This window comes from Massilia sp. UYP34, assembly GCF_056279385.1.
In genome coordinates this window covers 1-23,937 of sequence record NZ_JBWBRF010000006.1, presented here as the reverse complement: position 1 = coordinate 23,937, position 23,937 = coordinate 1, and the positions used below count along the sequence as shown (strand labels likewise).

Sequence of the window (23,937 nt, the reverse complement as noted above, 5' to 3'; positions counted from 1 at the left end):
AAACACCATGCGTATCGCGACCGCCCAATACCAATCGACGATGAACCAGTCGCTCCAGAATAACCAGGATCGGCTCAGCTACATCATGCGCCAGCTGGATAGCCAGAAGCGCATCCTGCTGCCCTCGGACGACCCGGTCGACAGCGTGCGCCTGTCGCGCCTGGCGCGCGAGGAATCCAGCGTAACCCAGTACCGCAGCAATATTTCTTCGCTCCAGCTGCGCCTGACCAAGTCCGAAGGCTACCTGAGCAATATGGTCACCGAGATGACGTCGGGGCGGGATCTGATGGTCTGGGCCCTCGACGGCGGCAATACCCCGGACGACCTGCAAGCCATGATCGCGCCGCTGGCATCGCTGCGCGAGAGCCTGCTGTACGGGGCCAACACGGTCGACCATGAAGGCAACCACCTGTTCTCGGGCACGCTGACCAAGACCCCGGCGATCACCTTCGACCCGGCCGCGCCTTCCGGTTCGCGCTATACCTACACCGGCAATACCAACGCCCAGAACGTGGTGGTCGGCACTGGCCTCACGCAGCCCGCCAACCAGAACCTGGCCGGCCTGGAAACATTGCTGAACCAGCTCGACGAAACCATTCGCGTGATGTCGGTGCCGGGCGCATCGCCCAATGATCCGGCCGTGCGCGCGGTGCTGACCGCCAACCTGGGCGGTTTCGACGATACCCAGGCCCTCATCTCGAGCAAGATCGCCGATCTTGGCGGACGCCAGAACATCATCAAGACGCTGGACGACAACCACGCCAACGTCAGCATGTCGAACAAGATCGCGATCACCGAGATCGGCGCGCTCGACGTCGGCATCGCCGCCACTGAGCTCAACGGTTATACCACTGCCCTGCAGGCGACCTACAAGGCCTACGCCAAGATCGGCAACCTGAGCCTGTTCAATGCGATCTGATGGCCATGGAAGCCCTGCTCAGACCAACCAGCACATCGACCGCCAGCGGCGCTGACCTCAAGGGCGGCGTCGTTAGCGGCAATACCGGCGCCCAAAGCACCGCGGCCACCGGGCGCACCCATGCGCTGCAGAGCGCCAGCTCCGCCGAGCGCACCATCGGCCGCGCGGCGCCGACGGCCAGTCCGCTGCGGCGCGGCATCGGCATGCAGCAGAACCAGGGCGAAGTCGCGCGCGCCCAGCAGGCGCTCGACTATCTCGAGCGCATGGCCGGCCAGCTCGAGGCGCTCAAGGGCGACCTGAGCGCACGCCTGTCGGGCCGGGGCGCCGCTTCGCGCGAACTCGAAGCACGCGTGCGCCAACTCGCCGCCACCCTCGAAGCGCGCCGCCAGCAGGCCGGCGACGGCCTCGACGCCCAACTCGACTTCGACGCGGTCAAGGGCGCCCAGCAGCGCTTCCGCATCCAGGGCCTCGACATCGCCTCGCTCAAGGCCGGCGGCGCCCAGACCCTGGGTTTCTCGGTCGGCAGCGCCGGCGGCCCGCAGCTGGCCGCCGCGATCGAACCGGGCATGACGCCGGAAGAGATCGCCCGGCGCCTGGACCGCACCCTGGCCCCGGTCCAGGTGCGCGCCGGCCTCGACCGGGATCGCGAACTGGTGTTCACCACCCGCGAATCGGCGTTCGCCGGCGTCAAGGATGCGATCGCGGTGACCGGCCGCGGCCGGGTCGACACGGTCGCCCTGCCGTCCTCGCTCGCACCGCAAGCCTGGGAGCTGGGCAACCCCGACGCCCTGCGCCAGAGCCTGCGCGAAGTGGTGCAGGCGCTGGCCCGGGTGCGCCGCTCCCAGGACGCGGCCTCGCTGGCGCTGAGCACCGCCGTGGCGCGCACCGCCCAGCCCGAGATCCCGACCGCCGAACTGGCCATGATCGCGCGCGACTTCACCGCCACCGCCGCCAGCCACGACTACGAGTCGCTGCTGGCCATCACCTCGGCCCTGGTCGGCGTGAGCCGCGAGCGGGTGCACGCCCTGCTGGGCCTGCGCTAAAGCCGCGCGGGAGCCCGGAACCTGACCGTTCCGGCCGCCGCTACAATCGATGACTGTTCGCGGCCGCATTTTCACGCGATAAAACACGGTCAGCGACCTCCGGTTGCACGACATCCCCTCTCAGGATGATCGAACCATGCCGACCGCCTCCACCACGGGACGCGCGTCCCAACCCGCCGCCAGCCAATACGCCGACCTCCGCACCAATCTGACGCAGTCGCTGCCGGCCGGCAATCCCGGGCTGCCATCGACGCCCAGGCCGGCCAGGTCGGACGAAAAAAAATCCCGCTGCATGCAGCGGGATTTTTTTGTTCCAGGACGGCGAACCGCCCCGGGAATTGCTTACGCGCCGTCGCGGCTGGCCTTCTTGCGCTCGTGCTCTTTCAGGTAGCGCTTGCGCAGGCGGATCGATTTCGGGGTGATCTCGACCAGTTCGTCGTCCTCGATGAACTCGACGGCGTATTCCAGCGACATCTGGATCGGCGGCACCAGGCGCACCGCTTCGTCGGTGCCCGACGAACGCACGTTGGTCAGCTGCTTGCCCTTGATCGGGTTGACGACCAGGTCGTTGTCGCGCGAGTGGATGCCGATGATCATGCCTTCGTACACCGGGGTGTTGTGCTCGACGAACATACGTCCGCGGTCCTGCAGCTTCCAGATCGCGTAGGCGACGGCGGCGCCGTCGTCCTGCGAGATCAGCACGCCGTTGCGACGGCCGGCCAGGTCGCCCTTGCTGTTGTCGACCGGTGCGTACTCGTGGAACACGTGGCTCATGAGGCCAGTGCCGCGGGTCAGGGTCATGAATTCGCCCTGGAAGCCGATCAGGCCACGCGCCGGGATCAGGTATTCCAGGCGCACGCGGCCCTTGCCGTCCGATTCCATGTTCTGCAGGTCACCACGGCGACGGCCCAGTTCTTCCATCACGCCGCCCTGGTTGACTTCCTCGACGTCGACGGTCAGGTTCTCGTACGGCTCGTGGCGCACGCCATCGACCATCTTGTAGACGACGCGTGGACGCGACACTGCCAGCTCGAAGCCTTCGCGACGCATGTTTTCCAGCAGGATGGTCAGGTGCAGTTCGCCGCGGCCCGACACTTCGAACACCGTGTCGTCGTCGGTCGGCGCCACGCGCAGGGCGACGTTGGCCTTCAGTTCGCGCTCGAGGCGCTCGCGCAGCTGGCGGCTGGTGACGAACTTGCCTTCGCGGCCGGCCAGTGGCGAGTTGTTGACCATGAAGTTCATGGTCAGGGTCGGCTCGTCGACGGTCAGCATCGGCAGCGCTTCTGGGGTGTCCACCGCGCACAGGGTCGAGCCGATGCCGATGTCTTCGATACCGTTGATCAGGCAGATGTCGCCGGCGACGGCTTCGTCGACCAGCACGCGCTCCAGGCCCTTGAAGTTCAGCACCTGGTTGATGCGGCCGCGGATTGGCGTCGAATCAGGGCCGTTCAGGACGATCACGTCCTGGCCGGTCTTGACGGTGCCGCGATTGACTCGGCCGATGCCGATCTTGCCGACGTAGGACGAGTAGTCCAGCGAGGTGATCTGCATTTGCAGCGGGCCTTCAGGATTGTCGTCACGCACCGGCACGTGTTGCAGGATCGCGTCGAACAGCGGCTTCATGTCGCCGCCGCGCACGCTCTCGTCCATGCCGGCATAGCCGTTCAGGCCCGAAGCGTAGACGATCGGGAAGTCCAGCTGCTCGTCGTTCGCGCCCAGCTTGTCGAACAGTTCGAAGGTCTGGTTGATCGCCCAGTCGGCGCGCGCGCCCGGACGGTCGATCTTGTTGACGACGACGATCGGCTTCAAGCCAAGCGCCAGCGCCTTGCGGGTCACGAAACGGGTCTGCGGCATCGGGCCTTCCTGCGCATCGACCAGCAGCAGCACCGAGTCGACCATCGACAGCACACGTTCCACTTCGCCGCCGAAGTCGGCGTGGCCCGGGGTGTCGACGATGTTGATGTGCGTGCCTTCGTACTCGACCGCGCAGTTCTTCGACAGAATGGTAATGCCGCGCTCTTTCTCGAGATCATTCGAGTCCATGACGCGGGTGTCCACGGCCTGGTTTTCACGGAAGGTGCCGGACTGGCGCAGCAGCTGGTCGACGAGCGTGGTCTTGCCGTGGTCAACGTGGGCAATGATTGCGATATTACGAATCGCGCGTTTGGTGTTTGACATGGATTTTAGAGAAGTAGCGTGGTGTACGAAGATGGTCCGATACTGCTGATTTCGGAAACCGACTAGTATAGCATGGGAAGCCGCCCAGTCTGAGTCTCGCCGCCGAAAGGCACGACTTTTCGACGGAATTTCAACAGCCGGTCACGGTGGCAGCGTAGCCGCTGCCCGTGACAGTGGCGTGACATGCGTAGCGGAAAAAAGGATCAGGCCGCCGGCGCCGTCGAGATCAGGCGCTCCGGCGCCAGGATCGCATACTCGCCCAGCTGGCCGGTGCCGAGCAGGCGGCCGGCATGGTAGATGCGCATCCTGCCCTGCTGGTCCGGCACGGCGACGTCTTCCTTGCCGAGCGCCAGGCGCTGGCCCTGCAGGAAGCGGCGCGCCAGCTCGGCGTCCAGCTCGATGGACGGGAAGGTCGACAGCAGCGCATCGACCGGCCGCAGCAGCGAGCGCGGGTCCGGATGCGCCAGCAGCTCGTCCAGCGTGATCATGCCGCTGACGTCGAGCGCGCCGACCTCGATCCGGCGCAGCGCGTTCAGGTGCGCGCCGCAGCCGAGCGCCGCGCCGATGTCCTCGCCCAGCACGCGCACATAGGTGCCCTTGCTGCAGGTGACGCGGATCTTCAGGAACGGCGCCTGGTAGTCGATCAGCGCCAGCGCGTGGATGGTCACCGGCCGCGCCTCGCGCTCGAGCGTGATGCCTTGGCGCGCATATTCATACAAGGCCTTGCCGTCGCGCTTGAGCGCCGAATACATCGGCGGCACTTGCTGGATCGGACCGCGAAAACGCGCCAGCGCCGCCTCGATCTGTTCCACGGTGACCTCCACCGGCAGGGTCTCGATGGCTTCGCCCTCGGTGTCGCCGGTATTCGTCATGACGCCCAGGTGGACCGTGGCTTCATAGGTCTTGTCGGCCTCGAGCAGGTCTTGCGAGAACTTGGTCGCTTCGCCAAAGCACAGCGGCAGCAAGCCGGTGGCGAACGGGTCGAGCGTGCCGGTGTGGCCGGCCTTCTTCGCGTTCAGCACGCGCTTGGCGCGGATCAGGGCGTCGTTCGAGGACAGGCCGACCGGCTTGTCGAGCAGCAGCACGCCATCCAGAGGATCGCGCGGCTTTTTCGCGGGACGACCGTTCACTCTTTCTCCGCCGGGTCGGCTGCCTGCGCGTCGGGATGCGAATCGGGATTCGACTCCGGATCGTCCTTGGCGCGGGTGGCGTTGGCCTGGTCGATCAGGGCCGACATCGCCAGGCCACGCACGGTCGAGGTGTCGTGCAGGAAGTGCAGCGACGGCAGCGTATGGATGTGCAGGCGCTTGCCCAGCATATTGCGCAGGTAGCCGGAGGCCTTGTTCAAGCCCTCCAGCGTCTGGCGCACGTCTTCCGCGCTGTCCTTGAGCAGGGTGAAATAGATCTTGGCGTGGGCGTAGTCAGGGGTCAGCTGGACTTCGCTGATGGTGACCATGCCGACGCGCGGGTCCTTCAGTTCGAAGGCAATGAGTTCCGACAGGTCCTTCTGGATCTGGTCGGCCACGCGCAGGCCGCGCTGTGGAATGCTTTTACTGTGTTTAGCCATGATGGTTCACTACTTTATTCTTTTGTTAGCGTCGTCCCCGCCCTAGCCGGGCGCCTTGGCGGGGACCCAAGTTTCTTAGCTCAGCAGCTGGCCTTGCGGGTAGCGTTCAAGCGAACAAACTTGGGTTCCCGCCTTCGCGGGAACGACGTGTCCGGGCCGGTGGCCGTCCCGTTCCTGTACGGATAAAAAAGGGCCAGGCCCCCCGCGGCATTGCCGCGAAGCGTCCTGGCCCCCATGGTACGCCAACGGCGTGACTTACAGCGTACGCGCCACTTCGGTGACTTCGAACACCTCCAGGACGTCGCCGACCTGGATTTCGTTGTTGCCCTTCAGCGACAGACCGCACTCGAGACCGGCGCGCACTTCCTTCACGTCGTCCTTGAAGCGTTTCAGCGAATCGATCTCGCCGGTCCAGATCACGATGTTGTTGCGCAGCAGGCGGACCGAGGAGGAACGCTTGACCACGCCATCGGTGACCAGGCAGCCCGCGATCGCGCCGACCTTCGACACCAGGATGACCTGGCGAATCTCGACCTGGCCGGTGATGGTCTCGCGCTTCTCCGGCGCCAGCATGCCCGACAGTGCGGTCTTGATCTCGTCGATCGCATCGTAAATGATGCTGTAGTAACGGATGTCGACGCCGTTCGCCTCGGCCAGCTTGCGCGCCTGGGCGTCCGCACGGGCATTGAAGCCGATGATGACCGCTTTCGAGGCGGTCGCCAGGTTGACGTCCGACTCGGTGATGCCGCCGACCGCCGCATGGACGATCTGCACGCGCACTTCCGAGGTCGACAGCTTCTGCAGCGAACCCACCAGCGCTTCCTGCGAACCCTGCACGTCGGTCTTGACGATCAGCGGCAGGTTCTTCACCTCGCCCTCGGCCATCTGCTCGAACATGTTTTCCAGCTTCGCGGCTTGCTGCTTGGCCAGCTTCACGTCACGGAACTTGCCTTGACGGAACAGAGCGATCTCGCGCGCCTTGCGCTCGTCGGCCATGACCATGACTTCCTCGCCGGCGCTCGGCACTTCGGTCAGGCCCTGGATTTCCACGGGAATCGACGGGCCGGCTGCGGCGATCGATTTGCCGTTTTCGTCCAGCATGGCCCTGACGCGGCCGAATGAGGAACCCGCCAGCACGACGTCGCCGCGCTTCAGGGTGCCCGACTGCACCAGGATCGTCGCGACCGGGCCGCGGCCCTTGTCCAGACGGGCTTCGACCACCAGGCCACGGGCCAGCGACTCGGTCGGCGCCTTCAGTTCCAGCACTTCGGCCTGCAGCAGCACGTTCTCGAGCAGGTCGTCGATGCCGGTGCCGACTTTCGCCGACACTTGCACGAATGGCGACTCGCCACCGTATTCTTCCGGCACCACGCCTTCGGCGACCAGTTCCTGAGTCACGCGATCCGGGTTGGCGCCCTGCTTGTCGATCTTGTTGATCGCGACGACCAGCGGCACGCCGGCGGCTTTCGCGTGAGCGATCGCCTCTTTCGTCTGCGGCATCACGCCGTCGTCCGCCGCCACCACCAGGATGACGATGTCGGTCGCTTTCGCGCCGCGGGCACGCATCGCGGTGAACGCTTCGTGGCCCGGGGTATCCAGGAAGGTGATCATGCCGCGCGGGGTATCCACGTGGTAGGCACCGATGTGCTGGGTAATGCCGCCGGCTTCGCCCGACGCCACCTTGGCGCGGCGGATGTAGTCCAGCAGCGAGGTCTTGCCGTGGTCGACGTGACCCATGACGGTAACGACCGGCGCACGCGGGCTCGACTCGAACTCGGTGTGCTCGCCCTGGTCGGCCAGGACCGCTTCCGGATCGTCCTCGGCGGCGGCGAAGGCCTTGTGGCCCATCTCTTCCACCAGGATCATCGCGGTTTCCTGATCCAGCACCTGGTTGATGGTGCACATCTGGCCCAGCTTCATCAGCTGCTTGATGACCTCGGACGCCTTGACCGACATCTTGTGCGCCAGCTCGGCCACGGTGATGGTTTCGGGCACGTACACGTCCTTCACGATCGCTTCGAGCGGCGCCTGGAAGTTCGATTCACGATCGTCGCCATGGCCACGACGGCCGCCACGACCACCGCTGCGCCAGCCGTCACGGCCACCGCCGCCGGCAGGTGCGCCACGGGTCTTGAGGCCCTGGCCGCCACGCTTCTTGGCGTCGTCCGACCAGGTCGACGACACATTGGCCGACTTGATCGACTTCTTGTCGCCCGGCTTCTTGGCGTCGTCCTTCTTGACTTCGCCCGGCTTCTTGTCCGCAGGCTTGTGCAGCGTGCCGGCGGCAGCGGCCGGAGCGGCTGGCTTGGCCACCGGTTCCGGCGCCTTGATCACGCGGCGCGGCTGGCTCATCATGAGCTTGATCTGCGCCACTTCGTCGGCCACGGCCTTGCGTGCGCGCTCGGTGGCGGCAACGCGTTCGGCAGCTTCCTTGGCGGCAGCTTCCTTGGCGGCCTTGGCGTCGTCGGCGGCCTTCTTGGCGGCCTCGTCGGCGCCAGCAGCGGCTTCCTTGCCGGCAGCGACTTCCTTGGCGGCAGCAACAGCGGCCTTTTCGGCAGCGTCGCGCTTGGCCGCCTCGGCGGCTTCGCGCTTGGACTGCTCTTCGGCAGCCGCGGCTTGCGCCTTTTCTTCGGCTTCCAGCTTGGCCAGGCGTTCCTGCTTTTCGCGCAGGTCGGCTTCCTGACGGGCAATCAGCTCGGTCTGGCGGCGCGCATCTTCTTCTCGGCGCGCCTGTTCGGCGGCGTCGATCACCGGTTCTTCCGGGGCCTTGGTGGTGACCAGGTCGTCGCGCTGCACGAAGGTACGCTTCTTGCGGACTTCGACCTGGATGGTGCGCGATTTACCCGACGAATCGGCCTGCTTGATTTCGCTGGTTTCCTTGCGCGTCACCGTGATTTTCTTCTTTTCGCCGGTGTCGGCTGCGCCGTGGGCACGGCGCAGGTGGTTCAGCAGCTTGTCCTTATCATCTTTCGACAAGGGATCTGACGTCGAGCTTTTCTCGACGCCGGCCGAACGCAGCTGGGTCAGCAGCAGGTCTGCAGGCATCTTCAGCTCGGTGGCAAATTGGGCTACGTTGTTACTCGCCATTCAGTCCTCTTTTCTACGTGTCGCGACAGATGATAAAGAAATGTTCAAGCTTTGGCCGTTTCTGCCAGGCTCCAGGCTTTCGCCTGCAGTGCTTTCGCCCGGTCGTCATACTTGCCATCGACCAGCTTCATCTCGTCGTCGGTCACATCATTAAATTCACTCTTGATCAATTCGCGGGCGCGGTCCGACGGCAACGCCAGGATGGCGCCAAATTCGTCATAGGCCAGCGCCGCGAATGCTTCGACCGTCTTGATGCCAGCCAGGCCAAGCTTGCCGGCAACGGTACGGTCCATGCCTTCCAGATTGACCAGAGCTTCTTCCATGCCTTCGAGACCTTCCTCGGAAGCGATCGCTTCGGTCACCAGCGCGTCACGGGCGCGGGTGCGCAGTTCGTTGACGGTGTCCTCATCGAACGATTCAATTTCCAGCATCTCGGAAATTGGCACGTATGCGATCTCTTCCAGGCTCGAGAAGCCTTCTTCAACCAGGATATCGGCCACTTCCTGGTCGACGTCCAGTTTTTCCATGAACAGCGCGCGGATCGCGGCCGATTCTTGTTCCACCTTGTTCGCCGATTCCTCGGCGGTCATGATATTGATCTTCCAGCCGGTCAGCTCGGACGCCAGGCGCACGTTCTGGCCCGAACGGCCGATCGCGATGGCCAGGTTTTCTTCGTCCACGACCACATCCATGGCGTGCTTTTCTTCGTCGACCATGATCGACGAAACGTTCGCAGGAGCCAGGGCGCCGATCACGAACTGGGCCGGATCGTCCGACCACAACACGATGTCCACACGCTCGCCGCCCAGTTCGCCGGTCACGGCCTGCACGCGCGAACCGCGCATGCCGACGCAGGTGCCGATCGGATCGATGCGCTTGTCGGCCGTAAACACGGCAATCTTGGCGCGCACGCCGGCGTCACGGGCCGCCGATTTGATCTGCAGCAGGCCTTGTTCGATCTCTGGCACTTCCAGCTCGAACAGCTTCATGATGAAGTCTGGCGCAGTGCGCGACAGGATCACCTGCGGGCCGCGCATATTGCGGTCCACACGCAGGATGAAGGCGCGCACGCGGTCACCGATGCGCAGGTTTTCTTTCGGGATCATCTGGTCGCGCGGCAGGCGCGCCTCGATCTTGCCCGACTCAACGATCGCATCGCCGCGTTCCATGCGCTTGATGGTGCCGGTGACCAGCGAATCGCCGCGCTCCAGGAAGTCTTGCAGGATCTGCTCGCGCTCGGCATCGCGCACGCGCTGCAGCACCACTTGCTTGGTATCCTGGGCAAAACGACGGCCGAAATCGACCGATTCGATCGGCTCTTCAATGTACTCGTCGACTTCGATGTCAGGAATCTGTTCCTTGGCTTCGAAATGCAGGATTTCCTGGTCAGGCAGTTGCAGGCCCGCTTCGTCCGGCACCACGTGCCAGCGGCGGAAAGTCTCGAATTCACCGGTGTCGCGATCGATTGACACGCGAATGTCGACTTCGCCTTCATAGCGCTTCTTCGTGGCCTGTGCCAGCGCGAACTCGAGCGCACCGAAAACGACTTCCTTGTCGACGTTCTTTTCGCGCGCAAGCGCATCCACCAGCAATAAAATTTCGCGACTCATGCTTTGCGACTCCTAAAATCCACCTGTGGCACCAAACGTGCCTTGTCCAATTCGGCCAGCGTAAATTCCATCAACGCCGGGCCATCTTTACTGTCAAATTCCAAGCCGACCTTGTCGTTCTCGACGCCGCGCAGGATACCGGTGAACGTCTTGCGGTGATCACTGCCGGGTACCGCGACGCGCAGCTTGACCGTGCACTCATGGCCGGCGAAGCGGGCAAAATCGGCGAGGGTCCGTACCGGGCGATCGAGGCCCGGCGACGAAATTTCCAATCGTTCGTAATCGACGTTTTCCACGGTCAACACGTGCGACAACTGGTGGCTCACCTTGGCGCAGTCCTCGACCGTGATCGGGCCCTTTTCGTCCGCATCGGCAGCCGGGAAATCGATGTACACACGCAGGATCCCGCGCTCGCCTCGTTCCACATCGACGAGGTCATAGCCGAGTCCACTGACTGTCGTGGCGATTAAGTCAAACTGCTGCACGGCACTTCTCCAGGGCTTTAAAACGATTTACCAAAAAAAAAATGGGCATCTGCCCATCTTTTTGTACTTACAACCCAACCAGATGAAAGCACTTGCACCAATTTCACGCGCATCATGACTTGCGGATACAGCGTTCGGGGAAGGACTTCGATTAGGCTGCAAATTATACTGCTTTTCCGCTTCTCTCGCAATCGCCATACCATCAATGAGATTTTAAACAACAGTTGGCGAGCTGCTAAGAACCTACGGGATAGTTTCTAAGGGCGAAGAAATATTTTACGCCGATCCACCGGCGCATGCGCGGCCAGCGCACGCTCGCGCAGGCCGGACATGGATGCTACTCAGAACCTGTCCCGGTAGGTTCTCAGCCGCGACGACCGCGGCGCGGCAGGCCGTGCTCGGAGCCGCGCGGCCCCTGGCCACCGCGACGCCCACCGCCGCCGGTGCCGGCGAAGCCGAAGGTCGTCTGCAGCGGGTCCGGCTGGCGCGGACGGCTGCTGGCGGCGCCGCTGTTGGCGCCACCTTTGCCGCCGCCCGCGCTGGCTCCACGGCCCTTGCCGCCAGCCTGGCCGCCGAAGCCGCCCTGGCGCCCGGTGGCTGGCTTGCCGCTCGGCACTGGACCGTTCAGGATGCCCTGCCCCCGGGTGCTGCCGACCCGCGCGACCGGCGGGCCGTAGGGATCGACGTTGCGGTTGGCGTCGGCGCGGTCGATGCGATTGCCATCGCTGCGATCGTTGCCGCGCTCGCCGCTGCGCTCGTTGTTGCGCTCGGCGCCGCGGTTGCCGTCGGCGCGCATGCCGTCCGGTCGCGGGCCCTTGCCCTTGTGGCCGCCCTTGACATGCTTCTCGGGGGCAGCGCCTTTCTTTTCGACGCCGAAGGCCGCCATCAACGCGCGCACATCGTTCTCTTCGAACTCCTCCCAACGGCCACGCTTGAGGCCGCTCGGCAGGGTCATGGCGCCGTAGCGGGTACGGATCAGGCGCGAGACGGTCAGGCCGACCGCCTCGAACATGCGGCGCACCTCGCGGTTGCGGCCTTCGCCGATCACCACGCGGTACCAGCGATTGATGCCTTCGCCGCCGCCGTTCTGGATCTTCGAGAACGCAGCCTTGCCGTCGTCCAGGTCCACGCCGGACAGCAGCTTCTGGCGCATGCCTTCCTCGAGCTCGCCCAGGGTGCGCACCGCGTATTCGCGGTCGATGTTGTAGCGTGGGTGCATCAAGCGGTTGGCCAGATCACCCGAGGTCGTAAACAGCAGCAGGCCCTCGGTATTGAAGTCGAGGCGGCCGACGGCCAGCCACTTGCCGGCCTTCATGGTCGGCAGGCGGTCAAACACCGATGGTCGGCCTTCCGGATCGTCGTGGCTGACGATCTCGCCGGCCGGCTTGTGGTAGACCAGCACGCGCGGCGGCTTGCTGCTCACGCGGCGCTGGATCAGCTTGCCGTTGATGCGGACCGCATCGGTCGGCAGGATGCGCTGGCCGATATGGGCCGGCTCGCCATTGACCGAGACGCGGCCGGCGACGATCAGGTCTTCCATGTCGCGGCGCGAACCCAGGCCGGCCTCGGCCAGCACCTTGTGCAGCTTCGGCGCATCGTCGTCGGCGGTCAGGTCGCGCCGCGCCGCCTTGGCCGGCGCATTGCTGCGCGCGCCGTCGTTGGCGTCGAAGTCGCTCGAGGTGACGAACGAAAACACATTATCGGCCTCGTTGCCCGGCTGTTGCTTGCCGCCCTTGCCCGGCTGCTGCTTGCCGCCGCGGCCGATCTGCTTGGCCGGACGTCCGCCTTCGGTGGGGCGACCGCTTTGCTGGGTCGGACGGCCGCTTTGCTGGCCGCGCTTGCCCTGGCCGCGGCCACGCGCCTCCTGGGCGCCCTCCTGCGCGCCGGCGCCTTCCGGCGCGGCGTCGGCGCCAGTCTCGGGCGCGGCAGCAGCCTGCTCGGCGACAACCGGCGCGGCGGCCTGCTGCAACGCTTCGCGTTCGGCGCGCTTTTCGCGCATCTGGCGCGGGCCGCGCGGCTTGCGCGCTTCCTGGGCCGGGGCGACTTCGACGGCCGCCGGCGCTTCGGCGGCGGCTGCCGGCACGGCCGAAGCGTCGGACGCCTCCTTCGCCACCTTGGCGGCGCGCGGCTTGCGGGCCTTCGGCGCCGGCGCTTCGGCATCTGGCGCCGGTGCGGCCGGCTCGGCGGCAACGGCTGCCTTGCGGGTGCGCTTCGGCTTGGCCGGCGCGTCGGCCGCGACGGCCTCGCCTGTCGTCGTGTCGGCAACGACAGCGGCAGCCGTCTTGCGCGTACGCTTCGGCTTGGCTACTGCCGGCTCGCCTGCATCCACGGGCTTGGTATCGTTTTGTTCAGTTGGGTTCATCGTTCGTGTCTTTATTGTGCTGACCCGCCTTGGCAATCCCGTCGTCAAGCGTGTCGCGGATCGGAACTTCAACGGGTGAAGTCGCTAACTCTATATCGTCGGCAGGTGCGGGGGCATCCACCTTGTCAAAATTGTCATTCAATGCCGCCTCGAGGGCTTCCAGGCTGCGGCTGTCCGGGCCTTCCGCCAGCGGCTGCAGCGGCGGCAACTGGGACAGCGCCGCCAGGCCCAGGTCGTCCAGGAACTGGCGCGTGGTGCCCAGCAGGGCTGGCCGCCCCACCACTTCGCGGTGCCCGACGACGTCGATCCAGCCGCGGTCTTCCAGCATCTTGATGGTCTGCGAATTGACCGCGACGCCGCGGATCTCTTCGATGTCGCCGCGCGTCACCGGTTGGCGGTAGGCAATGATCGCCAGTGTTTCCAGGGTCGCCCGCGAGTACCTGGGCGGCTTTTCGGGCGCCAGGCGGTCGAGATAGGGCTTCATCTCGGGACGGCTCTGGAAACGCCAGCCCGACGCCAGGCTGACGATCTCGATGCCGCGTCCATCCCAGTCCTGGCGCAGTTCTTCCAGCAAGATTTTGATCGTATCGGCGCCGACGCCGGCGCCAATCTGCCGTCCTTGCCCGTCGACCTCGGCGAAAAGTTTCTTCATGCCGTGGATCGACATCGGCTCGCGGGCGCATAGCAAGGCGGTTTCGAGGACTCTCTTGGCCTCGTCAGTATTCATATCGCGATGTCGTCAATCAAACAATTGGGCCAATCGGGGTTGGGACAGCATCGATGCGCGTGGTGCGCATGCCTGCGTGCCATGCGCCGGCTGTCGCCCTGCGCTTTGCGCTGTGCTGCCTGAAACCGGAATCCGTGGGCCCGGCGCGCTGAGCGCCGGAGCTAATACATGGCGGGCAAGGAACCCGCCAGGGCAACCCGCCTGTGCGACGGGCCGCTGGTGTTGATTTTCATTGCGAAACGTGGAACTCGGCGGAACTCTGGCTCTTAGGCACGCCCGCGATCGGGGCGCCGCCTGGGAGCGGCCTGTGCGGCACGCGAGTGGACGACGTCGTTTCTTCCAACTGGCGGCCATTGTAACCGATAAAACCCCGCAGCGGACAAGGGACGGCCCTGCGATGCGCACCTATTTGCGTCAGTCGGACAGTTTTTCGGACAAAATCGCCGATACGCCAAGGAATGCGGGGTACTCGGCAGTGATCACATAGGTCGGCACGTCGGCCAGGTAGCCGGCGAAGCGCCCCTTCTGCTCGAAGCGGCGGCGGAACGACGAACGGTCGAAGCGCTCCCCGAGGCGCGGCACGATGCCGCCGCCGATGTACACGCCGCCCTGGGCGCCGAGGGTGACGGCCAGGTTGCCGGCCACGGTGCCGAGCATGCCGCAGAAGGCTTCCAGCACCTCGTCGCACAGCGCGCATTCGCCTGCGAGCGCGCGGCGCGAGATCTCGGCCGCGCCGAGGCGCTCGCCAGGGCGGCCGGCGCGATCGGCCAGCGCACGATAGATGAGCTCGACGCCGGCGCCGGACAGGAAGCGCTCGAACGAGACGTGCTCGAACTCGCGCCACGCATATTGCAGGATCGCGATTTCCTGCTCGCTGACGGGGGAAAAGCTGACGTGGCCGCCTTCGCTGCGCAGCGCGGTCCAGCTGGCGCCGCACGGCACCAGCCCGGAAACGCCGAGGCCGGTGCCGGCGCCCACCAGACCCAGCACCGCGTCCGGCTGCGGCGCACCACCACCCACCTGGCGCTTCTGCTCGCCCAGGTGCGGCAGCGCACGTGCCAGGGCCGAAAAGTCATTGACCACCAGCAGGATCTCGAAACCGCATTCCTGCCGCAAGGCTTCAGTGGAAAATTCCCAGTGATGATTGGTCATGCGCACATAATCGCCATTCACCGGGTTGGCGATGGCGATCGCGGCGTGGCGGATCGGCGCCGCCCAACAGGCCTTGACCGCCGCGCTGCCCAGGTAGGCGCGCATGGCCTCGCCCAGGGTCGCATAGTCGGCGCAAGGCAGCACCTCGACTGCCGCGAGCCGGCCCGGCCCCAGCTCCAGCACGAAGCGGCAATTGGTGCCGCCGATATCGGCAAGCAGGCGGGCGCCGCCGCGGTGCAGGCGGTCGGTGGAAGGGCTGAGCGGGGAGACAGTCATGGCGGTACGCATGTAAGAGACCCCCAAGCTTACTAAATTTTTTGCCCTGACGACAAGTGTTTTCTGTAGTTTAGGTACATACCCGGCGGCACGATGCACCAATGCACCTTATTACCTGGACGCACGCCGACGTAGTAGAACTACTTGCACCGAACATTGAAAGCATCGCGCCGCCGGACGCGCGGCGCCGATCAGCAGGCGGCCGGATCGAGCGCGGGATCGTCGCCGCGCCGGGCGTTCCAGGCGTCGAGCCCGCCCTTGAGCGGCCGCGCCCGGTGGAAACCGTTGGCCAGGAACTGGCGCGCCACCTGGGCGGCGGTGACGTCGTCCGGGCAGCTGCAGTAGACGACGATGTGGCGGTCGCGGTCGAGCGAGGCCATCAGGTGTTCGGGCTGGCAAGCCTTGAAAATCAGGGCGCCCGGGATCGGGGCTTCCAGCTGTTGCGCGCTCAGGCTGCGCGCATCGACGATCACCGGATCCTGGCCGGCATCGATCAGGGCCAGCACCTCGTCGATGCCGATGCGCTCGATCGCGCTGCGCGAGCGGTGGCGGCGCCGTTCGGCATACTTGAAGGCGATGAACAGGGCCAGCAGGCCGGCCACGATCGTCAGCGCCGTGCTGCCCATGGTCGAGAGCGTATCGAGCACGCCGTCGACGCTGTCGTGGAACCAGACGCCGAGCAGGATGCCGGTGCCGCTCCAGAGCGCCGCGCCGCTCACCGCATACAGCAGGAACGGGCGCAGGTGGACGCCCATGGCGCCCGACAACGGCGCCGCGACGATGTTAAAGCCGGGGATGAACTTGGATACCAGCAGCGACTTGACGCCGAACTTGCGAAAGCGATCCTCGGTCTGGTTGACGCAGGAATCGGGGGACAGCGAAATCTTGCACAGCAGCCGCAGGATGCGCTTGCCGTAGAAGCGGCCGGCGCGGAACCAGAAGGCGTCGCAGATCAGGCAGGCCAGGATGGCCGCCATCCATACCAGCTGCCAGCTCACGTCGGCGGTGACCGAGAGCGCGCCGGCCACGATCAGGACCGGGTAGGCGGGTATGGGCAGGCCGAACTGTTCGACGAGGACGATGCCGAACACGATCAGCACGCCATAGACCTGGAGGAGTTCGGCTAACTGGGGCATCCATGTATATTAGCGCAATTGGGCTGGCGGCACAGGAGCGCCCCCATTCCGTTTGGCGTCAGCGCAACGCGGCCTTGACTCCGGGCGCATGCGGGACGGATGTGGCGCAGACGATCGACGCCGGTTGCGCCCCGCTCTACCCCGCGCCGCGGGGAATCGCCGCCAGCAGCGAGCGCGTGTACGGATGCTGCGGATTGCGGTACAGCACGTCGGCATCCGCCATCTCGACCACGCTGCCGTGGTGCATCACCATCACCTGGTCCGAGATGTACTTGACCACCGACAGGTCGTGCGAGATGAAGATATAGCTCATGCCATATTCGTCCTGCAGGTCTTGCAGAAGGTTCAGCACCTGGGCCTGCACCGAGACGTCGAGCGCCGACACCGATTCGTCGCACACCAGGATCTCGGGCCGCATGGTCAGGCAGCGCGCGATCGCGATGCGCTGGCGCTGGCCGCCCGAGAACTCGTGCGGATAGCGGCCATAGGCGGCGTCCGGCAAGCCCACCCGTCCCAGCAGCTGGCGCGCCAACGCTTCGCGCTCCAGTTCATTGGCGCCGATGCCGTGGATGCGCATCGGTTCCAGCAAAATCTGGCCCACCGTGAAGCGCGGGTTGAGCGAGGCATAGGGATTCTGGAAGATGATCTGGATCCGGCGTTTATACGCCTGGTATTCGCGGTCGGACATGGCCAGCAGGTCGCGCCCCTCGAACAGCGCCGAGCCGCCGCTCGCGCGATGCAGGCGCAGCAGGGTCAAGCCCACCGTGGTCTTGCCCGAGCCCGACTCGCCCACCACGCCCAGGGTCTTGCCGCGGCAGAGGGTGAACGAAACGTCCTTGACCGCCTTGAATTCGCGCTTGCCGAACAGGCCTTCGCGCACCCAGAAACTCTTGGCCAGGTTGTTGACCACCAGCACCGGCTCGTCATCCGGCGCGGTGCCGCGCACGCGCTGCGCCGGCGCCCGCTCGGGCGCCTGATCGGGCTCGAGGCCACGCAGATAGTCGTCGATCACCGGCAGGCGCAGCGGTCGCGCATCGAGCGGCGGCCGGCAATGCAGCAAGGCCCTGGTATACGCGTCGACCGGGGCGCCGAACACCTGGCCGACCGCGCCCTGCTCGCGCACCTCGCCGTGGCGCATCACGATCACGCGGTCGGCGATCTCGCCCACCAGCCCCAGGTCGTGGGTGATGAACAGCACCGCCATGCGGCGCTCGCGCTGCAGGCGCGCGATCAGGTCCATGATCTGCTTCTGGATCGTCACGTCCAGCGCCGTGGTCGGTTCGTCGGCGATCAGGAGGCGTGGCTCGCAGGCGATCGCCATCGCGATCATCACCCGCTGTTGCTGGCCGCCCGACATCTGGTTCGGGTAGGCGTCGATCTTCCGGTCCGGATCGGGAATGCCGACCTCGTGCAGCAGCGCCAGGGTGCGCGCCCGCGCCGCGCGCCTGCTCATGCCCAGGTGCAAGCGCAGGACTTCGCCGATCTGATAGCCGACCGTGAACACCGGATTGAGCGAGGACATCGGCTCCTGGAAGATCATCGCGATCTCCTTGCCGCACAGCGCGCGCCGCTCGCGCGCAGGCAGGCCGAGCAGTTCGCGGCCGGCGAAGCGGATGCTGGAGGCGGGATCGATGACGGTGGTCGCCGCGGGCAAGAGGCCCATCACGGCCAGCGAGCTGACCGACTTGCCGCTGCCGGACTCGCCCACCAGCGCCACCGTGCCGTCGTCCGGGACGTCGAACGAGACGCCCTTCAAAGCCTCGAACGTGTGCCGCTTGTCGGTGCGAAAGGCGATGCGCAGGTCGCGTACCTGCAGCAGGGGCGTGGTTGCTGGGGTCATATCGGGCATCATTTGATCTTGGGATCGAGTGCGTCGCGCAGCGCGTCCGCGAACAGCGAGAAGCTCGTCACCAGCAGCGCCATCGCGCCCGCCGCCGCCGCCAGCTGCCACCACTTGCCGAGGATCAGTTCATTCTGCGCCTCGTTGAGCATGCTGCCCCAGGATACGGTGCCGACCGGCACGCCAAAGCCCAGGAACGACAGGATCACCTCGGCCTTGATGAAGCCCACCACCAGGATCGACATCTGCACCAGCGCCACGTGCGAGACGTTGGGCAGGATGTGGCCGAACATGCGGGCCCAGGGCGAGGCGCCGATGGCATCGGCCGCCATCACGTATTCGCGCGCGCCGTGCTTGATGTATTCGGCGCGCATCAGGCGATAGGGGCCGGTCCAGCCGGTCAGGCCGAGGATCAGCACGATGGTGGCCACGCCTTTTTGCTGGAGCACGGCGGCCACGGTCAGGATCATGAGGATCGCCGGGATCGCCGTGAAGATGCTGTAGAACCAGTTGAACAGGTCGTCGACCCAGCCGCCATAAAAGCCCGAGACAGCGCCGAACAGCGTGCCGAGCGCCACCGCCAGCAGGGCCGCGACCAGCCCCACCACGATCGAGGTCTCGCCGCCCTTGATGGTTTTCTTGACGATGTCGTGCCCCCATTTGTCGGCGCCGAACGGCAACGTCGTGCGCTTTTCCACTGGCGGATGGGTCTGCGCGACCTGCGCCCTGAGTTCGGCCAGCTCCTCCGCCAGCGGATCGAAGGCGTTCGGCGGCGTCGTGCGCGGCAACTGGGCCAGCGCCAGCGCACGCGCCGTGGGGTCGGCGCCGACGAACGTGGGCGGCGCATAGTTGACCGCAACCTCTTCTTCCCAGTCACTCGCCAGCATGCCCGTGGCCGACAACAACACCAGCAGCAGGAAACCGGCGACGACGGCCAGCGCCGCCATCCCGACGCGGTCGGCGCACAGGCGCCGCCAGGCGAGCGCCCACAATCCGGGAGAGCGCATGTGCGCGCTCGTGTTCAGGGTGGCCGTCATCGCTATTTGAGCTGCACGCGGGGATCGACCGCCTGGTACAGCAGGTCGGCCAGCAGGTTGAACACCATGGTCGCGGCGGCCACGTAGACCGTGATCGCCTTGATCACCGGGAAGTCGCTGCGTTCGACGGCCAGGATCACCTCGCGGCCGATGCCGGGAATGCCGAAGAAGCGCTCGAGCAGGAAGGCGCCGATCAGCAGCGCCGGCAGGTTGGCCATCACGTGAGTGATGATCGGGATCGCGGCATTGCGCAGCACGTGGACCCAGACGATGCGGCCCTCTCCCAGGCCTTTGGCGCGCGCGGTGCGCACGTAGTCCTGCCCTGCCTCGTCGAGCACGAAGCTGCGGTACAGGCGCAGCGTCGGCGCGATCGAGACCGCCAGGCCGATGATGATCGGCAGCAGCGCATAGCGCAGCAGGTTCTCGCCCAGGCTATTGCCCCAGCCCTGGACCGGAAACAGGCCCAGCTGATAGGCGAAGACGTACTGGAACACGATGATGTAGACCAGGATCGAGATCGACATCCCCACCGTGCAGGCGACCATCACGGCACGGTCGGTCAGCGAGCCGCGCACGAAGGCGATCGCCAGCGCCAGCGCGACGCCCAGCACGGTCTCGAGCACGGTGAGTGGAATCAGGACCGTGAGCGACGGCCCCAGGCGGCTCTTGATGATGTGCGACACCGGCTCGCCGGTGCTCCAGGCGTTGCCGAAGTCGAAGGTCAGGATCTGCTTGACGAAGATCCATAGCTGCACAGCATAGGGCTGGTCGGTGCCCAGCTGGCGCCGGATGTTCTCGATCGCGCCGGCGTCGGCCATCTTGCCTGCCAAAAGATAGGCCGGGTCGCCGCCGACCCAGTTGAACAAGAAAAACACCAGCAGCACCACGCCGCCCATTGTCGGCACCATCTGCCACAGCCGGCGCAGGACATAAGCAAACATCGCACTCCCGAATTTGCGGATTGGGCGAACGGGCCGCCCCAAGGATTGCCACCAGCCCAAATTCTAGGCGGCAAAAAACGACACGATAGCGCATATCCGCACGCGCCGACAGCCGCGCAATCTTATGCCCCGATAGTTGCAGGTTATTGCCACGTAATGACACAGGTATCAATATTTCATATAAGAACCTTGCCATCCTCCTTCGGCACACACAACGTGCTGACGGCAATATCATGCCCAAAAAATAAAGTTTGAACGAATCAAATTCCACATCCAACTATATTTGTCGCATGAACTATCGCAGTCCGAGTTTTGTGACTTTTGTGTGACTAGCAAAAAAAATTCAGATTGTAAAGACAAGCCATCAAGTAGTTGTATTTTGCTCGGCGCCGACGTTACCAATTGACACTGTCGATTGGTCAATGTTTTTATTGTTAAGTAGCAAAAACATGCCGTGTCCATATCACACGGCGATTCACTGACTTTTACTGGCCGGCGCGACCCGCCGCCAGGTCTTACGGGGAAGACTGACTATGATGGTTGAAACTGTGTTATCTCGATCGGTGCGCCTGATCTGCGCGGGCGGCCTTGCCGTCGCCTGCACGGCGGCCCACGCCCAGGATACGGCGCCTGCCGCCGAATCGCTGCAGCGGGTGGAAGTGACCGGCTCGCGCATCGCGACCGCGAACCTGGAAAGCGTCAGCCCGGTGACCGTGGTGAACGCCAAGGACATCAAGATGGAAGGTGTCCGTTCGGTCGAGAACCTGCTGAACAACCTGCCCCAGGTGTTCGCCGACCAGGGCGGCTCGGTGTCGAACGGCTCGTCCGGCACCGCCACCGTCAACCTGCGCAACTTCGGCGCCGACCGCACCCTGGTGCTGGTCAACGGCCGCCGCCTGCCGGCCGGCAGCCCGCGCAATACCGCGGCCGACCTGAACCAGATTCCGGTGGGCCTGATCAAGCGCGTCGAAGTACTGACCGGCGGCGCCGGCGCCATCTACGGCTCGGACGCCGTGGCCGGCGTGGTCAACTTCATCATGGACGACCGCTTCCAGGGCGTCCAGATCGACGCCAACTACCAGTTCTACAACCACGACCAGAACGGCGGCCCGGTGGCCGACGCCGCCAAGCGCCGCAATTTCGCGCTGCCGGGCGACAAGGGCGCCGACGGCAAGGTCAAGGACATCAGCCTGACCATGGGCGGCAACTTCGCCGACGGCAAGGGCAATGCCGTGGTGTTCTTCGGCTACAAGAAGGAAGACGCGCTGCTGCAATCCGAGCGCGACTTCACGTCTTGCGCGCTGGGCGGCGCCAGCCGTGGCGACGTCTTCAACTGCGGCGGTTCCGGCACCAGCTTCCCCGGCCAGTTCATCACCGCCACCGGCCTGAAAACCGTGGCCGACGCCAACGGCAACGTGCGTAACTACGTGGGCGCCAGCGATGCCTACAACTTCGGTCCGCTGAACTACTTCCGCCGTCCCTCGGAACGCTACACCTTCAGCTCGTTCACCCACTACGACATCAACGACAAGGCCCGCCTGTACGCCGAGGCCAGCTTCCACGACGACAGCACCGTGGCCCAGATCGCGCCATCCGGCCTGTTCGGCCTGGACGCTTCCGGCGCCAATGCGATCCGCTGGGAAAATCCTCTGCTGTCCGACGCCTGGCGCAGCGCACTGGGCATGACCGGCCCCGGCGACACCGCCGACGTCGTCATCCTGCGCCGCAACGTCGAAGGCGGCGGTCGCCGCGACGACCTGCGCCACACCTCGTACCGCGGCGTGATCGGCGTCAAGGGCGATATCGGCAACTGGAGGTACGACGCCTTCGCCCAGGTCGGCAAGGTGCTGTACTCGGAAACCTACTTCAACGACTTCTCGGTCTCGCGCAGCGCGCGCGCGCTGAACGTGGTCCCGGGCGCCAACGGCCAGCCGGTCTGCGCCAGCACCCTCAACGGCGTCGACCCGAACTGCGTCCCGTACAACATCTGGCGCCTGGGCGGCGTGACTCCGGAAGCGCTGTCCTACCTGCAGACCCCGGGCTTCCAGAAGGGCCACACTTCGCAGACCGTGCAGGGCATCAACCTGTCGTCCGACCTGGGCGAATACGGCATCAAGCTCCCCACCAGCAGCGAAGGCGTGGGCATCGCGCTCGGCTGGGAACACCGCACCGAAAAGCTCGAGCTGAACTCGGACGTCGCCTTCGAGTCAGGTGACCTGGCCGGCCAGGGCGGCCCGACCAAGAACGTGAGCGGCCAGTTCAGCGTGCGCGACTACTTCGCCGAAACCCGCATCCCGATCCTGCAGAACGTGCCGTTCGCCGACCAGCTGACCATGACCGGCAGCTACCGCAAATCGGATTACTCGACCGGCCAGGACACCGACTCCTACGGTTTCGGCCTCGAGTGGGCGCCAGTGAAGGAAGCGAAGTTCCGCTTCAGCTACCAGCGCGCGGCGCGCGCCGCCAACGTGGTCGAGCTGTACACCCCGTCCGGCCTGGCGCTGTTCGGCATGGGCGCCGATCCTTGCGCCGGCGCCAATCCGGCCGCGACCCTGGAACAGTGCGCGCGCACCGGCGTGACCGCTGGCCAGTACGGCAACATCCTGAATTCGCCGGCCCAGCAGTACAACCAGATCATCGGTGGCAACACCAACCTGGAACCGGAAGAATCGGATTCGTACACCCTGGGCCTGGTGCTGACCCCGACCCGCAATACCTCGCTGACCATCGATGCCTTCGACATGAAGGTCAACGGCACGATCGGCGGCCTGCCGGCATCGACCACCCTGACCCAGTGCCTGGAAACCGGCGACCCGCAGTTCTGCGGCCTGATCACGCGTGACCGCCTGGGCAGCCTGTGGGCCCTGGAAAGCGCCAACATTGTCGCCACCAACCAGAACCTGGGCATGAGCTCGACCAAGGGCGTCGACCTGGGCGCCAACTGGAACACCAAGCTCGGCGCATGGGGCAGCCTGAACCTGTCGTTGATGGGCACCTACCTGAAGGAGTTCAAGCAGGAAGACTTCCCGGGTTCGGGCGAGTACGACTGCGCCGGCCTGCACGGCACCACCTGCGGCGTGCCGCTGCCGAAATGGCGTCACAAGGTGCGCGCGGTGTGGGGCACCCCATGGCGTGGCGTGGAGCTGGGCGCGACCTGGCGCTACGTCAAGGGCACCGACCTCGACTCGACCAGCGAGCAGCCTCTGCTGAGCGGCACCTTCCAGGCAGCCGACGCACGCCTGGGCGCGCGCAACTACCTGGACCTGACCGCCGGCTGGCAAATCAACCAGATCTTCGCTCTGCGCGCCGGCATGAACAACGCGCTGGACAAGGATCCGCCACTGTCGGGCGTCGTGGCTGAAGTCTTCGGCAACGGCAACACCTACCCGCAGGTGTACGACGCGATGGGCCGTCACGTATTCCTGAACCTGACCGCCAAGTTCTGATCAGCTGAGCTGGAACAAAAAAACGGCGCACCTCGGTGAACTGACCCCCAAAAGTTGGACACAACTTTTGGGGGTTTTTCATGACCAAGTACGATGAGCAGTTCAAGCTCGCAGTCGTGCAAGAATATTTG

Annotated in this window: 16 protein-coding genes; 3 read left to right on the top strand and 13 right to left on the bottom strand. The window is 65.3% G+C overall.

Features of this window, described 5'->3' with window-relative positions; genetic code table 11:
* Positions 1–7 precede the first annotated feature (7 nt).
* On the top strand, positions 8–919 hold the full coding sequence (gene flgL / locus ACZ9AQ_RS11940; protein WP_429206349.1) for a flagellar hook-associated protein FlgL: 912 nt from the start codon (positions 8–10) through the stop codon (positions 917–919).
* Positions 919–1,962, top strand: coding sequence for a hypothetical protein (locus ACZ9AQ_RS11935; protein WP_429206348.1), 1,044 nt, complete (start codon positions 919–921; stop codon positions 1,960–1,962). The genes flgL and ACZ9AQ_RS11935 overlap by 1 nt, the downstream gene beginning before the upstream one ends.
* A gap of 342 nt (positions 1,963–2,304) precedes the next feature.
* On the opposite strand, the gene typA is transcribed toward ACZ9AQ_RS11935, so the two are convergent.
* The 13 genes from typA to ACZ9AQ_RS11870 form a co-directional block, all read right to left on the bottom strand.
* Complete coding sequence (typA, locus tag ACZ9AQ_RS11930) at positions 2,305–4,140, bottom strand: translational GTPase TypA (protein ID WP_429206347.1); 1,836 nt, start codon at positions 4,138–4,140, stop codon at positions 2,305–2,307.
* A gap of 203 nt (positions 4,141–4,343) precedes the next feature.
* Positions 4,344–5,270, bottom strand: coding sequence for a tRNA pseudouridine(55) synthase TruB (truB, locus tag ACZ9AQ_RS11925; RefSeq protein ID WP_429206346.1), 927 nt, complete (start codon positions 5,268–5,270; stop codon positions 4,344–4,346).
* The gene (rbfA, locus tag ACZ9AQ_RS11920) at positions 5,267–5,707 is read right to left on the bottom strand and encodes a 30S ribosome-binding factor RbfA (RefSeq protein ID WP_429206345.1); all 441 of its coding nucleotides are present in this window, start codon (positions 5,705–5,707) and stop codon (positions 5,267–5,269) included. The genes truB and rbfA overlap by 4 nt, the downstream gene beginning before the upstream one ends.
* A 255-nt stretch (positions 5,708–5,962) precedes the next feature.
* Positions 5,963–8,794: a translation initiation factor IF-2 gene (gene infB / locus ACZ9AQ_RS11915; protein WP_429206344.1), complete on the bottom strand. Its 2,832-nt coding sequence runs from the start codon at positions 8,792–8,794 to the stop codon at positions 5,963–5,965.
* A gap of 44 nt (positions 8,795–8,838) precedes the next feature.
* Positions 8,839–10,404 carry a transcription termination factor NusA gene (nusA, locus tag ACZ9AQ_RS11910; RefSeq protein WP_429206343.1) on the bottom strand — a complete coding sequence of 522 codons (1,566 nt, stop codon included), beginning with the start codon at positions 10,402–10,404 and terminating at the stop codon, positions 8,839–8,841.
* Positions 10,401–10,889, bottom strand: a complete 489-nt coding sequence (rimP, locus tag ACZ9AQ_RS11905) for a ribosome maturation factor RimP (RefSeq protein WP_137175228.1) — start codon at positions 10,887–10,889, stop codon at positions 10,401–10,403. The genes nusA and rimP overlap by 4 nt, the downstream gene beginning before the upstream one ends.
* A 364-nt stretch (positions 10,890–11,253) precedes the next feature.
* On the bottom strand, positions 11,254–13,251 hold the full coding sequence (rluB, locus tag ACZ9AQ_RS11900) for a 23S rRNA pseudouridine(2605) synthase RluB (RefSeq protein WP_429206342.1): 1,998 nt from the start codon (positions 13,249–13,251) through the stop codon (positions 11,254–11,256).
* Positions 13,238–13,978: an SMC-Scp complex subunit ScpB gene (scpB, locus tag ACZ9AQ_RS11895; RefSeq protein ID WP_429206341.1), complete on the bottom strand. Its 741-nt coding sequence runs from the start codon at positions 13,976–13,978 to the stop codon at positions 13,238–13,240. The genes rluB and scpB overlap by 14 nt, the downstream gene beginning before the upstream one ends.
* A gap of 414 nt (positions 13,979–14,392) precedes the next feature.
* Positions 14,393–15,406, bottom strand: a complete 1,014-nt coding sequence (locus tag ACZ9AQ_RS11890; RefSeq protein WP_429206340.1) for a glucokinase — start codon at positions 15,404–15,406, stop codon at positions 14,393–14,395.
* Between the two features lie 191 nt (positions 15,407–15,597).
* Complete coding sequence (locus tag ACZ9AQ_RS11885; RefSeq protein ID WP_429206339.1) at positions 15,598–16,542, bottom strand: VTT domain-containing protein; 945 nt, start codon at positions 16,540–16,542, stop codon at positions 15,598–15,600.
* A gap of 136 nt (positions 16,543–16,678) precedes the next feature.
* Positions 16,679–18,382, bottom strand: coding sequence for an ABC transporter ATP-binding protein (locus ACZ9AQ_RS11880; protein WP_429206338.1), 1,704 nt, complete (start codon positions 18,380–18,382; stop codon positions 16,679–16,681).
* 8 nt (positions 18,383–18,390) lie between these two features.
* Positions 18,391–19,389 (bottom strand): ABC transporter permease, encoded by a 999-nt coding sequence (locus ACZ9AQ_RS11875; protein WP_429206337.1) that lies wholly within the window; start codon positions 19,387–19,389, stop codon positions 18,391–18,393.
* 32 nt (positions 19,390–19,421) lie between these two features.
* On the bottom strand, positions 19,422–20,360 hold the full coding sequence (locus ACZ9AQ_RS11870) for an ABC transporter permease (protein ID WP_429206336.1): 939 nt from the start codon (positions 20,358–20,360) through the stop codon (positions 19,422–19,424).
* 533 nt (positions 20,361–20,893) lie between these two features.
* On the opposite strand from ACZ9AQ_RS11870, the gene ACZ9AQ_RS11865 reads away from it, so the two are divergent.
* Entirely contained in the window at positions 20,894–23,806 is a 2,913-nt protein-coding gene (locus ACZ9AQ_RS11865) for a TonB-dependent receptor plug domain-containing protein (RefSeq protein ID WP_429206335.1), read from the top strand.
* Positions 23,807–23,937: the final 131 nt, after the last annotated feature.

Coding starts and splice junctions, on each gene's coding strand:
- flgL (WP_429206349.1), top strand. CDS start 8: ATGCGTATCGCGACCGCCCAATACCAATCGACGATGAACCAGTCGCTC.
- ACZ9AQ_RS11935 (WP_429206348.1), top strand. CDS start 919: ATGGCCATGGAAGCCCTGCTCAGACCAACCAGCACATCGACCGCCAGC.
- typA (WP_429206347.1), bottom strand. CDS start 4,140: ATGTCAAACACCAAACGCGCGATTCGTAATATCGCAATCATTGCCCAC.
- rbfA (WP_429206345.1), bottom strand. CDS start 5,707: ATGGCTAAACACAGTAAAAGCATTCCACAGCGCGGCCTGCGCGTGGCC.
- infB (WP_429206344.1), bottom strand. CDS start 8,794: ATGGCGAGTAACAACGTAGCCCAATTTGCCACCGAGCTGAAGATGCCT.
- nusA (WP_429206343.1), bottom strand. CDS start 10,404: ATGAGTCGCGAAATTTTATTGCTGGTGGATGCGCTTGCGCGCGAAAAG.
- rluB (WP_429206342.1), bottom strand. CDS start 13,251: ATGAACCCAACTGAACAAAACGATACCAAGCCCGTGGATGCAGGCGAG.
- scpB (WP_429206341.1), bottom strand. CDS start 13,978: ATGAATACTGACGAGGCCAAGAGAGTCCTCGAAACCGCCTTGCTATGC.
- ACZ9AQ_RS11890 (WP_429206340.1), bottom strand. CDS start 15,406: ATGACTGTCTCCCCGCTCAGCCCTTCCACCGACCGCCTGCACCGCGGC.
- ACZ9AQ_RS11885 (WP_429206339.1), bottom strand. CDS start 16,542: ATGCCCCAGTTAGCCGAACTCCTCCAGGTCTATGGCGTGCTGATCGTG.
- ACZ9AQ_RS11880 (WP_429206338.1), bottom strand. CDS start 18,382: ATGACCCCAGCAACCACGCCCCTGCTGCAGGTACGCGACCTGCGCATC.
- ACZ9AQ_RS11875 (WP_429206337.1), bottom strand. CDS start 19,389: ATGCGCTCTCCCGGATTGTGGGCGCTCGCCTGGCGGCGCCTGTGCGCC.
- ACZ9AQ_RS11870 (WP_429206336.1), bottom strand. CDS start 20,360: ATGTTTGCTTATGTCCTGCGCCGGCTGTGGCAGATGGTGCCGACAATG.
- ACZ9AQ_RS11865 (WP_429206335.1), top strand. CDS start 20,894: ATGATGGTTGAAACTGTGTTATCTCGATCGGTGCGCCTGATCTGCGCG.